This is a genomic window from Nostoc sp., assembly GCF_036919575.1.
GTDB lineage: Bacteria > Cyanobacteriota > Cyanobacteriia > Cyanobacteriales > Nostocaceae > Nostoc.
Window position 1 is genome coordinate 196,720 of record NZ_JBALBY010000117.1, and the last position, 12,468, is coordinate 209,187.

9 protein-coding genes are annotated in these 12,468 nt (G+C 41.9%); 5 read left to right on the forward strand and 4 right to left on the reverse strand.

The annotated features are described in order from the left end of the window. The first annotated feature begins 325 nt into the window (after positions 1 to 325). Positions 326 to 595, forward strand: a complete 270-nt coding sequence (locus V7K27_RS31640) for a hypothetical protein (protein WP_334952548.1) — start codon at positions 326 to 328, stop codon at positions 593 to 595. A gap of 331 nt (positions 596 to 926) precedes the next feature. Here the strand turns inward: V7K27_RS31640 and V7K27_RS31645 are convergent, their stop codons facing one another. Together V7K27_RS31645 and V7K27_RS31650 are read right to left on the reverse strand one after the other, a co-directional pair. Continuing rightward, on the reverse strand, positions 927 to 2,066 hold the full coding sequence (locus V7K27_RS31645) for a glycosyltransferase family 4 protein (protein WP_334952549.1): 1,140 nt from the start codon (positions 2,064 to 2,066) through the stop codon (positions 927 to 929). Between the two features lie 199 nt (positions 2,067 to 2,265). After that, a complete protein-coding gene (locus V7K27_RS31650) occupies positions 2,266 to 3,435 on the reverse strand; it encodes a glycosyltransferase family 4 protein (protein WP_334952551.1) in 1,170 nt (389 codons plus the stop codon). A gap of 793 nt (positions 3,436 to 4,228) precedes the next feature. On the opposite strand from V7K27_RS31650, the gene V7K27_RS31655 reads away from it, so the two are divergent. After that, positions 4,229 to 6,610: a hypothetical protein gene (locus V7K27_RS31655; protein ID WP_334952553.1), complete on the forward strand. Its 2,382-nt coding sequence runs from the start codon at positions 4,229 to 4,231 to the stop codon at positions 6,608 to 6,610. A gap of 148 nt (positions 6,611 to 6,758) precedes the next feature. Beyond that, positions 6,759 to 7,622, forward strand: coding sequence for an Rpn family recombination-promoting nuclease/putative transposase (locus V7K27_RS31660; protein WP_334952554.1), 864 nt, complete (start codon positions 6,759 to 6,761; stop codon positions 7,620 to 7,622). On the opposite strand, the gene V7K27_RS31665 is transcribed toward V7K27_RS31660, so the two are convergent. After that, positions 7,619 to 8,518: an aspartoacylase gene (locus V7K27_RS31665; protein WP_334952584.1), complete on the reverse strand. Its 900-nt coding sequence runs from the start codon at positions 8,516 to 8,518 to the stop codon at positions 7,619 to 7,621. The two genes, V7K27_RS31660 and V7K27_RS31665, sit on opposite strands and share 4 nt — an antisense overlap. 225 nt (positions 8,519 to 8,743) lie before the next feature. Here V7K27_RS31665 and V7K27_RS31670 point away from each other — a divergent pair, with 225 nt between their 5' ends. After that, positions 8,744 to 9,937, forward strand: coding sequence for an AGE family epimerase/isomerase (locus V7K27_RS31670; RefSeq protein ID WP_334952556.1), 1,194 nt, complete (start codon positions 8,744 to 8,746; stop codon positions 9,935 to 9,937). 515 nt (positions 9,938 to 10,452) lie between these two features. Here V7K27_RS31670 and V7K27_RS31675 read toward each other — a convergent pair. After that, on the reverse strand, positions 10,453 to 11,154 hold the full coding sequence (locus V7K27_RS31675) for a response regulator (RefSeq protein WP_334952558.1): 702 nt from the start codon (positions 11,152 to 11,154) through the stop codon (positions 10,453 to 10,455). A 325-nt stretch (positions 11,155 to 11,479) separates the two neighbouring features. On the opposite strand from V7K27_RS31675, the gene lipA reads away from it, so the two are divergent. Further along, entirely contained in the window at positions 11,480 to 12,400 is a 921-nt protein-coding gene (gene lipA, locus V7K27_RS31680; RefSeq protein WP_334952560.1) for a lipoyl synthase, read from the forward strand. Positions 12,401 to 12,468: the final 68 nt, after the last annotated feature.

Here is a 12,468-nt window from a genome sequence, read left to right on the forward strand (position 1 = left end):
TGTAAGCTTAGTTGCAATAGCTTTGTATTATAAATAACCTATAGGCAGATTTTCTGGGATTGGGGATTGGGATCGGCTACCAAATTGGAGAATATTTGCGTCTCGATTAAAACATAGCCCCTAAAACAATGGGATGTAGCAGGGAAATATCGCCAATGCACACCTGTACGCTCATACTAATGGTCTATCTTCCCTACTTTCTCACCCAGACATCGCCCATTTTTAGTACAAATATACTATAATATAGATAGCGTCCACAAAGCCTAGCCAAATGCCTAACGGCTGTGTGAAAACCTTCTGGAAGATGGATTCAAGGGTTAGTTCGATGATGAAACATTACATTCTCAACCTCAATCCGACTGCCAAGCATGAATGGGATCGGTGTATTTTACGTGATCCTCTGACTGCCAAACGCCCAGACATTGCCAAATTAATTGCTGAAGCGGTTGGTACTGATACAGGCAGTTATTTGGTGAGCGTGAATATCGAAGTTCAAGTTTTGGAGCAGGCGGCGGTACCTCAAGCCGAACAACTCTCGCTTTTATTTCCAGAGGTGAGTGTGCCGTCACAACCACAACTGCGGGAAGCGGCTTAAGTAATTCGTAATTCGTAATTAAGTAATGCTGTGGGGATTTAGATTTAGACATCAAAACTTGCTGCCTGTCAAGAGGGGGGAATTAAACTGAATATACTTTGTTAATGCGATGCGATCGCCTGGAATATCTGCGTCACCAGAACCGCCAGTGACTCAAGTCACTGGCTAATAGCAAAAGTCCGTTGAAACGGACTAAAACTACTGTCATTAGTCGGTTTAAACCGACTTGAGCTATAAGAAAAGAAAATTCATTTTCGGGCGGGATAGCAACGAAGCGGGGAGTTTCCAATATGCTCGTAATAACAAAAGTAATTGTAGATTAAGCAGGTAACTAGAATCTCTGGGATAGAAGTTGAGCAATTTGCTGATTAATAGTTGCAACATCAAAACGCTGACTAGCAGTAGTCCTGGCATTGTTGGCAATAGTTGCAGTTATTTCCGTCTCTTGAAGACAGGTGATAATTATTTGTGCAAGTTCCTGGGGTTCTCCTGGCGTCACTAGAAAACCATTAAATCCATGTTCTACTAATTCCATTACACCCCCAGCTTTTGCTGCAACTACAGGTTTTCCACATAGCATCGCTTCTACAATCACTCTACCAAAGGGTTCTGGAGAAGTAGAGGTATGTGCCACCAAGTCACAAGCTGCCATTAACTGAGGAATATCAGAACGAAATCCTAAAAATTTGACGCGGTTTTCTAATCCCAGTTCAGCAACTTGTTGGTGTAATTTTTGGACGTAATCTTGTTCACCAAACAGTGCATCACCCACTAAAATTGCTATCACCTCTTGCGGACATTTTGCCAGGGCATCAATTAAAATATGCTGCCCTTTCCAAGGTGCAAGACGGCTAAAGTGTCCAACTACAAATTTTCCTTCTAATCCTAACTGTTGCTGCAATTTCTTAATGTCAGACTCATCAGGTTGATATATTTTTGGATCAAAGCCGTTATAGACAACTTCGATGATGTTTCGGCGTCCTCCTGCTTCCACAAAAGCTGTTTGACTAGCTTGAGAATTAGCAATTACTAATGATGCAAAACGATTAGCTAAGTTAACAGCAATGCGAAGATTAGTTTGGCTAAAATGTTCTTTAGAAAGAATATCATGTAAATGATAAACTAGAGGGCGACGACTGAAAAAACTTGCTATTGCTCCAACAACTAATGCTTTTTGGGTGTTGGCATAGATTAAATCGTATTCACGCGCTTTTTTAACTACCTTAGTAATCAAAGGTACTAGTTGTCCCAGACTCTTTAATCCTTGTACTAAACTGCTTTCTTTGCGAACTTGGATTGCTTGAGTTGCGAGAACTTCCACCGGAATATTATTTTGCTGTAGTAAATGTTTAAATGACCCATCTGCAAATAAACCTACTAAAGCGCGATCGCCATAAGGTTTAGCAATATCTATTAAACATAATTCGGCACCGCCTGGTTTACCGCTTTGGTCTAGAAAAAGAATTCTCATTAAACCTCTATTTTATCTAATTTGACCCACGTAGCGCCCCTAGAACAGCAATTCAGTAATCCTGGAAGAACCTCTCCCCCAACCCCTCTCCGAAACGGAGAGGGTAGTTTGCCTCCCCCTTCCCTACTAGGGAAGGGGGCTGGGGGGTTAGGTTTTTGATTACTGAATCGATGCTCTATCATTTATGAAATTCACTTGTTTAAGCTAATAAAATATTCCGTACTTGTTGGGCGATTTGATTCCAGTCGTAGTGTGTGGTGGCGTATTGGCGACAGTCTGATCGTGAAGGTATGGGGATATTTCCCAAGAGTGCTTGTTCTAATTTTTCAGCAATAGCTGAGGCTTCAATTGAACTAGTAATTAAATCGGGTGAAAATTCTGATAAAATTTCTGGCATTCCCCCAACTGGAGTACATAAAACAGGAGTACCACAGGCTAGAGACTCGATTATTACTAATCCAAATCCTTCAAAAGATTGACTTGGCATGATAGTTAATTCAGCAGCTTGGTAAGCTATAGGTAATTGCTCATCAGGTAGAAAACCTAAAAATTTAACGTTGTCGTCTAGTCCTAATTCTGTAGCCTGTTGTTGTAGTGCAGCTTGGATGTGACCACGACCTGCGATCGCTAGCCAAACATCTGGTATTCTGGGCTTAATTATAGCCAGAGCTTGCAATAGTTTGTCAACCCCAGTTCGATGTACTAAGCGGCGTGATGTAAATATAACCCGGCGATTATTTGGCCAGCCTAACTGTTTACAAGCCTCTTGGGGTGATAAAGTTGGTTGAAACCAGTTAATATCAACTCCACCAGGAATAACATTAATTTTACTCCACGGTATTTGATATTTTTGATGTAAAATTTTACCAAATGCTTTGCTCAAAACAATGAAGCGATCGCACCGATTATAAGTGTTTTGTTCTATTAGCCAGTGCTTGATCAAAAGACTGAGATTTTTATTAACCACCTCTTGCTGACTCTCAGAAGCCCAAGGGCCATGAAAGTTAAAAGTAACTGGTATTCCCTTTGGTAAAATATCTAAAATAGGAAAGCTATATAATGCAAAGTGCAGATTAATAGCATCTGGTTTGCTTGTTCTTGTTTTCTGAAAATTAGTGCGAATCGACCATAATCTTTGCCAAATAGCACTATCGGGAGAAGCCAAGTTAGTCAGCTTAATTGGTGAATTTAGTTCCGCCTCTGGTAGACCGACTCCACATAATTCAACCTGGTCTTGATTTGCGGCTAATTTATGAGTTAGTTCATAAATATACCTTTCAAGTCCTCCGGGACTTTTGGGAAACCAGCCTAATCCAAGGGTGAGAATAGATGCAGATGTTGAAGAAAAACTTTTTTGTTTGTTTTCCATTGATGTGTCTCCTATAAATGTATTGAAACAGTCAATTTAGATCCAGGGCGAATAGAATTCGCGGCTACACAAACAAAGTCCACCTCCGTGGACTAATACAAAATCAAGGATTATTAACCCACGGAGGTGGGTTTTGCCTGTGTAGACGCGGTTTCTAACCGCCCTTTTAACGTACTACGTGTTATATCCCAATCTGAATTACTAGAAATTCCGAATACACATTACCAATAAGAGTTTTTTTATAGAACACCAATTTATAAACTATTTATATGCCAACGTCAACAATGAATTAAAGTCTGTGTTTTTATTAACCAGATAACACTGACTAGGACAGATATGATACCTACCAATTAAGGAAGGTGAATGCTAGACAGGAAGAGGGATAAACCACTATAAATCAATAAGTTTCAAAGGATTTTGTATTAATTCTTACTATTTTTATGGGAAAACAAGTAACTATTAGTACATTAAACAATCTTTTTTAAGATATTAGCTGAAATTTGAAATAACCATGTGATTTTTATAAAGTTTATGTAAATAGTAAATTTTTTTTAATATGGAACATTTGTTATTGATATATAGCGTTTCCTAATCACATGAGGTACATCTTAGCCCCCTCATCGCTTGCGGGGAGGGGGTTGGGGGTGGGGTTCTTTGAATCAACCGAGAACCGCTATATCATCAGATGTCTCCCCCTGAATAACTTGTATATTACCCAGTTAAAAATAGTTATATTTTGTGCGGATTTGATAAATAATGTTTGTATATAAATAATTAAAAGCTTAAAAGTTATATGAAAAATAAATTACTGACGCAGTTAGGAAAACTCCGTCACCAGATCAATCAGCACATCAAAAAAATATCTCAGACTAGATATTTACAAAGAAGTAACACTTTCAACTTTTTACTCAGTCTGACAGTTGCAGTCATTGTTGCTAGCATTGGAATTACAACAGACTGGGCGACAACTGGAACACGCACGCTTACCTACAAAACATCGTCGATAAGTAATACAATTAGCAGTGAAAATCTGCGGGTACAAAACAATACAGAAATACCCACGCTTCCCTACAAAACCTCGTCGATAAATAATACTATTGTCAGTGAAAATCTGCGGGTGCAAAACAATACTGGAACACCCAAGCTTACCTATAAAACATCGTGGATAGGTAATACTTTTGGCAGTGGAAATCTGCGGGTACAAAACAATATTGAGGCAATGTATGTTGCCCCTGATGGCACAGTTTATACCAATAGCCATTGGGATGAAGCGGGAATGGAGGCAGCAATATATAAGGATGGTAAAGTTATTAATGCCATTGGAGATACTCACGGCTGGAGTCGTGGTGGTGGCAAAGCGGTAACAGCAAATAGTAAATATGTTTACATTGCCATGAATCAAGGTTCGAGGGGCAAAACAAATGAAGATTACCCCCCTGATGGAACAAGTTGGCATTGTGTTAGACGTTATGACTTGTCAGGAAAACCTGCGCCATTTCCGAATGGGCGTGGCTGGGATAAAAGTATGTTGATTACCAGCACTAAAAGTGAAATCACTGGATTAGCAACTGTGGAAAGGGAGTTGTATGTGAGTGATTTTGCTGCTAACCGGATTCGTGTCTATGATACTGATACGATGAAGGAACTCCGCAGCTTTACCGTTGCTAATCCGGGAGTAATAACTATTGATTCCCAAAAAAATCTGTGGATTATTCAAAGCAAAAATGGTGGTAATCCTGCCAAAATTGTACATTATTCTCAGAGTGGAAAGCAATTGCCCCAAGAGATTGCAGATATCGTCGAACCAACAGCGATCGCAGTTGATCGTCAAGGTAAGCTGTTAGTGGCAGAAAATGGCCCACGTCAGCAAATGTTGATTTATAACATCAAAGATCAGCCGGTGCAGGTGGGTAGTTTTGGCAGTAAGGGCGGTATCTATGCAGGAGTTCCTGGAGAAGTTGGAGATTTGAAACTTTATGGACTTACTGGAGTCGGTACAGATGCTTCAGGTAATATCTATATAAATAGTGATGGTTTCAATAAATCAGGAACAGATTTGCGGAAATTTTCGCCATCGGGAAAACTAATGTGGCGATCGCTGGGATTGATATTCGTCGATAATGCAGATGCCGATCCTAAAACTGATGGTGTAGATTTATTCACCAAACAAGAACACTATCTGATGAACTACAGTAAGCCTGCTGGTAAGCAATGGACTTACAAAGGCTACACTTTAAATGCTTTCAAATATCCTCAAGATCCACGTCTGCATACATCGCCAGATGGAACCTTTGTTCGCCGCATCCAAGGGAAACCGTTTTTGTTCCTCACAGATATGTATAGCAGCTTTCTGCAAATATATCGTTTCAATCCAGCCACAGATGGACAAGTTGCCATTCCAGCCGGAATGTTTGTCGGTACTAATGGCGATAAAAAATCAATAGCGGGAAATTGGCCACCGCATCAACCAGAACAAGGCGAATGGATCTGGCGCGATCGCAACGGTAATGGTAAATTTGAAAACAACGAATATGATCGCAGCAAAGATTATCCCTATCTCGGCGGCTGGTGGGTAGACAGCAAAGGAGATGTTTGGAAAGCTTTACGAACCCAAGATGGCACTGCTATCCGACACTATCCTTTACAGGGAATAGATCCTAAAGGCAACCCCATCTACAGCTATAGTTCGATGGAAAAGCAAGCTACTCCCAAAATATTTAACGACTTGCGGCGGCTCGAATATTTCCCCCAAACAGATACCATGTATTTGTCAGGCTTCACAGTAGATCACCCCGCCTTCGGCGACGATACAGGAGTTGCTGGATCTGAGATTGCCCGTTTTGACAATTGGAGTCAAGGAAATCGTACTCCCAAGTGGCGGATTGTGATTCCCTACGACACCACTGGCAAACGCGAAGTGTCTACAGCTGCAATGAGTGTGGCAAAAGATTATGTATTTGCTGTGACAGTTAAAACCGCAGAGGTATATGTCTACAATGCCACAACGGGAGTGCAAGTACAACAATTAAAACCAGGCCCAGAAGTTGGCAGCGAAAGTGGCTGGATTGATATACCTTACGGTATCCGTGCTTTTCGACGTTCAAATGGTGAGTATCTGGTATTTGTGGAAGAAAATTGGAAAGGAAAAGTGATTGTGTATCGCCTAGCGGGGTGAGTATTTACAGTAATTACACAAGACTCAGATCCCCGACTTCTCAAAGAAGTCGGGGATCTTGTTTCTGCGTGTTTGATTTAAGATTGCTATATGTAGAAAAATATGTGATTAAATGTATCGCATATTTAAGAAATAAATAGAATGTTCCATGCGTCGAGACTCAATTTTTTACAAACTGTTTCAACAATCGCCCACTCTTTTATTTGAACTATTGACAAATCCCCCGACAAACGCAGATGCTTATCGATTTGATTCGGTAGCTGTCAAGGAACCCAAATTTGAAATTGACGGGGTATTTTTACCACCAGAAAGCGAGACTCCAGGAGTTGTATATTTTTGTGAGGTACAGTTTCAAAGAGATGAACAGCTTTATGAAAGAGTATTTGCTGAATCTTCACTATATATCTACCGCAACCGCACCAGATTTAACGATTGGCAAGCAGTTGTAATTTATCCATCTCGCAATACCGAACAAAGTAACATTTACCCTCATCGGGGATTTCTCAATAGTAACCAAGTACATCGGGTGTATTTGGATGAATTGGGGGATATTCGCCAATTACCTTTATGGGTGGCACTGATGGTACTAACTACGGTAGAGTCAGAACAAGCACCTGAAGAAGCAAGGTATTTGTTAACCAGAACTCGGCAAGAAGTACCATTAGCAGGGAGTCGCGCCATAATAGAAATGGTAACGACGATAATGATGTACAGGTTTGAACAATTGAGCCAAGCGGAGGTAGAGTCTATGCTAGAAATAACACTACAGCAAACGCGAGTTTACCGAGAAATCAAGGCAGAAGGACGAGAAGAAGGACGAGAAGAAGGACGAGAAGCGATGGCTAATGCTATTTCCCGACTATTGACTAAGCGGCTTGGAGAATTGTCTGAGGAAATGCGCTCATCCATTTCTGGTTTATCTTTGCCTGTTCTCGCAGATTTGAGCGATGCATTGCTTGATTTTACCGCCTTGGCTGATTTGCAATCTTGGTTAGAAGGGCGAATAAATTAAACTACCTCTTGTTGTTTTTGAGTTAGATACATCGCAATTCCTTTCTCGTAGTAAGCTGCTTCATTAATAAAAATAGGATAAACAGTAGACGCTCCCTCATAGAAAATATCTTTTCCTTCAAAAGTCAGAAACATTGGATCACCTGGATTCAGAGGTTCATAATCCCGAAACTGAAGCTGGGGGTGAATCATGGCTTGAATCTCCCCGCATAGACGTAGCCCGTCGTAAACATCGCTTCTAGGATAATCTATAGTTTCAATATATTTATATAATGTAAGCTTAGTTTTTTTCTGTAAAATATTACCTTGATTGTAATCTTGAAAATAGTCTAAAATTGCATAAATAAGCTGTTCCGTCTTCTGAAATAATTCGGCTTCTAAAACATTCTGAGCTACCGCCCCAACTTCTATAACAAAACCCAATTCGCACAAAGAACGGAGAAAGCCACTTTCTTTGGATTGCTGATTAATACAGACTTTTACTAAAGGATTGATAGAACTTAAATAAGCACCTAACCGAAGTAAGAAAGGATGCATATCACAAAAAATCAGACTTAACCCCATGTTGGCAGTTGTGCTGTGTAAATCAACAATTACATCCACAAATGGCTGATTTTGCGGTTGCAATATCTGGTGAATTGCTTTCGCTCGTGTATCTTCATAACTTGAGAGTTGGGGATTTTGTAAGCCTTGATTGGTGAAGCAACGATTTAAATCTTTTTCAATGTATCGTTTGCCTTCTTCAATAGCTTTGAGATTGCCAAGTAATGCCAGAGTTTCAAAACTTGCTCTGTTGATTAAATTAGGATATTGCTGAAACTTTTTGACTAGATGTACTCCTGTTAACTCATTTCCGTGGTTTCCTCCAACGATCGCAACCCGCTCAATCTGACTCATCATAACAACCTCATATCTAAAAAACTTATCGGGTGGAGACTATAATGCTCATCCTACGGTTATTGAGAATAATGCAAGATACAAGATAGAAGTATACCTGCTGCTGAGTAAATCTTGTAAGAGAGTGACGCGATGTCTACGACGGGCAAAGCTGCCGCTCCATGTTTGAGCCAAAATGTGATAACTGTTAAGCTGTTGGTTTTAGCGCAAAAGGGGAGGAAATTTATGGGGTATAATTTTCAAGCGATGCCTCCGGTGGGCTACGCCTACGCTGAACTTTACAAAAACGCCCTCCTCAACGACGTCCTCCCATTTTGGGAAAAATATTCTCTCGATTGGCAGCAAGGCGGCTATTTCACCAGCCTCGATCGCTACGGCAAAATTTATGATACAGACAAATTCATCTGGCTGCAAAACCGCCAGGTGTGGACTTTTTCGATGCTTTACAACCAGCTAGAAAAACGCGACAACTGGCTAAAAATTGCCAGCAATGGCGCTAATTTTCTCGCCCAACATGGCAGAGATAGTGATGGTAACTGGTACTTTGCCCTCACCAGTGAAGGTAAACCACTGATTCAGCCTTACAATATCTTTTCTGATTGCTTTGCGGCGATGGCATTTAGTCAATATGCACTCGCTGGGGGTGAAGAATGGGCAAAAGATGTGGCAATGCAAGCTTATAACAACGTATTACGCCGCAAGGACAACCCGAAAGGCAAATATAATAAAACTTATCCTGGCACACGCGCCATGAAATCATTAGCTGTACCGATGATTTTAGCCAACCTGACTCTAGAAATGGAATGGTTGCTGCCAAAAGAAACACTAGAGAATGTTCTAGCTGAGACTCAGGGCGAAGTGATGACCGATTTTCTCGACCAAGAACGGGGACTAATGTATGAAAACGTTGCCCCTGATGGTTCCCACATAAATTGTTTTGAGGGACGGCTGATTAACCCAGGTCACGGTATCGAAGCTATGTGGTTTATTATGGACATCGCCCGTCGCAAAAACGACACCAAAACTATTAACCAAGCCGTTGATGTCGTGCTAAATATCCTGAATTTTGCTTGGGATAGCGAATACGGCGGATTATATTACTTTATGGATGCAGATGGTCATCCCCCACAACAATTGGAATGGGATCAAAAGCTGTGGTGGGTTCACCTAGAGTCTTTGGTTGCATTAGCGATGGGCTATCGCTTGACCGGGCGTGAGGTGTGTTGGGAATGGTATCAAAAGATGCACGATTACACTTGGTCACATTTTGCTGATTCAGAATACGGTGAGTGGTTTGGGTATCTGAATCGGCGTGGGGAAGTATTGTTGAACCTTAAAGGCGGCAAATGGAAAGGATGTTTTCACGTACCGCGTGCATTGTACCTTTGTTGGCAGCAATTTGAGGCATTAAGTTTGTAGTAGCAGCCCAAATAACGCCGTGTGCAACTTTCTCTCAAACCTAACCCCCAACCCCTTCCCTCGTAGGGAAGGGGAGCAATAATCAAAGCCTCTCAGACTGTGGCGGAGAGGAATGGAAGCGGGGTTCTAAAAATAAGTTGCACATCGCGTCAAATAACAAAAAAGCCTGCCGTTCTCCTTTGCTTCAGAGCAAACTATGGCAGGTTTAGGGGGTATTGGGCTGCTTTGCTAGACTAACAACTGAGTTCAATAAATCGCTAGTTATTTTTTCCCGTTTTGGAATTTTGTTGTCAACGATGATTTGTCAACATACAGCAGATTTCAAAGAAAGTGAAGTACACATACTAAGTCCCAAAGCGAGGTATAAACCCTGTTTTACTTCTGGATTCTGAATTCTGAATTCTGAATTCTGCTGTAAGTGTTTTTGAACTAACTATTTTTACCCGCTTTCAATCGGACACCCGTTATTAAAGACGGGGTATTTTCGGCTGCGATAATAATAATGAGTACAAACACTACTTAATTTTTTGTTTAATAAAAGTCACAACCTGAGTTAGTTGTTTCTTCAAGCCATCAATTTCTGCTTGCATTGTGACCATTTTCTCGTTCAACGCATTAATTTCGGCGTTGGAGGCTCCTCCGACGCTAGGGGTTGCGTTGCTTGCCGCCGTAGGCATCGCCGCATTTGCAGCAACAGGGGTTGCGTTGCTTGCCGCCGTAGGTATCGCAGTTTTTGTGACACTAGGGGCTACTGCCGTAGCATTAGCGACACCAGAAGTTGTAGCTGTGCTATTTTTGACAGCAGCCGCTACTGCTACTGGGACTAGTTCTGGGCGTGGCAGTTTCGCCTTAGTCATAGCTAACTTAATTGCGCTAATTAGTTGCTTTTGATCAAAAGGCTTGCCCAGAAATTCAAAATATTCAAATGGTTCTGTGATTTTCTCAGTCACCTCTTCCTTGCGACCAGACATGATCACCAAAGGAATTTTCCTTAACTCTGGGTTGGCTTGAACGTGCTGGAAAACCTCCCAGCCACTCATTTTAGGCAAGAGGAAATCCAGCATAATCAGGCTGAGTTTTTCATGAAGGATGAAATTTAGTCCTTCCACACCGTCTTTTGCTTCCAGTACCTCAAAATTGCCCGGAGGCAACATTTCTCGTACTTTTACCCTGACAACTGTAGTGTCATCGATAACTAAAATTTTGTTGCTTGCCACGACTGTTTTCTCTAATAGAAACTTTAAGTGTAAATAGCGACTTTGCCGATTGTCCTTGAGAATTCTCCCACTATATACAAAATTTTTAGCAATTGGGGGATAGTATATTTCGGTATAAATGACATTGCTTGAGGTGTTTTGCAAAACTTTTGCTGGCGCTCTTTTCGATTTGTGTCATGGTGATATTTAAGGCTTTAGCTTTGATCTAGGGCATAAGGGACATGGTGACTTCATTAAGAGGGTTCCTGCTCCTTGTGTCTATTCTTATCTATGATTTGTTAATTGACAGACCACTACTCTATATCCGCATCTTGCTTGGATCTCTATGATTTCGTCACAACAAGCCGAACTAAAATCTGAAATTACGGCAATGCCTAGCTGGTTACGTCGCCCGATCGCCAAAGCCAGTGAAATCTCTACCGTACAACGCATTATTAAGCAGCGCCAAATTCACACAATTTGCGAAGAAGGGCGTTGTCCCAACCGGGGAGAGTGCTACGCCCAAAAAACTGCAACTTTCTTACTAATGGGGGCTATTTGTACACGCTCTTGTGCTTTCTGTCAAGTAGATAAAGGTCATGCACCAATGCCTCTTGATTTAGATGAACCCCAAAAGGTAGCCGAGGCGGTGCAGCTTTTAGGATTGCGTTATGTGGTGCTGACTTCTGTAGCCCGTGATGACTTGTCCGATCAGGGTGCAGCGCACTTTGTAAAAACGATCGCAACTATTCGCCAGTTGAACCCAGAGACTCAAATTGAAGTACTGACCCCAGATTTTTGGGGCGGTGCTGGTGTTGGGGAGGCTGGTCAACGCCAGCGCATAGCGATGATTGTGAAAGCCAAACCAGCTTGTTTCAATCACAATATCGAGACAGTGCAACGGTTAACTGGCCCAGTGCGCCGGGGAGCCAAGTACGATCGCTCGCTGTTGGTGCTAGCTATAGTCAAAGAAATCGATTCGACAATTCCCACCAAATCAGGTTTGATGCTGGGACATGGAGAAACACTTGATGAAGTTGTGGAAGCAATGGCTGATCTCAGGGCTGTGGAGTGCGATCGCTTGACTATCGGGCAGTATATGCGTCCAACTCTTGAACATCTGCCAGTCCAAAAATATTGGACTCCAGAGGAATTTGATCAACTCGGCTCCTTAGCGTGGGAAATGGGATTTAACCATGTTCGTTCTGGGCCGCTGGTTCGCAGTTCCTATCATGCTGGAGAGGAGGGAGTGGGGAGTGGGGAGTAGGGGGATGAGGGGGATGAGGGGGGATGAGGGGGTTGGGGGGGGTTGTGGGGGTTGTGGGGGGTGTGGGG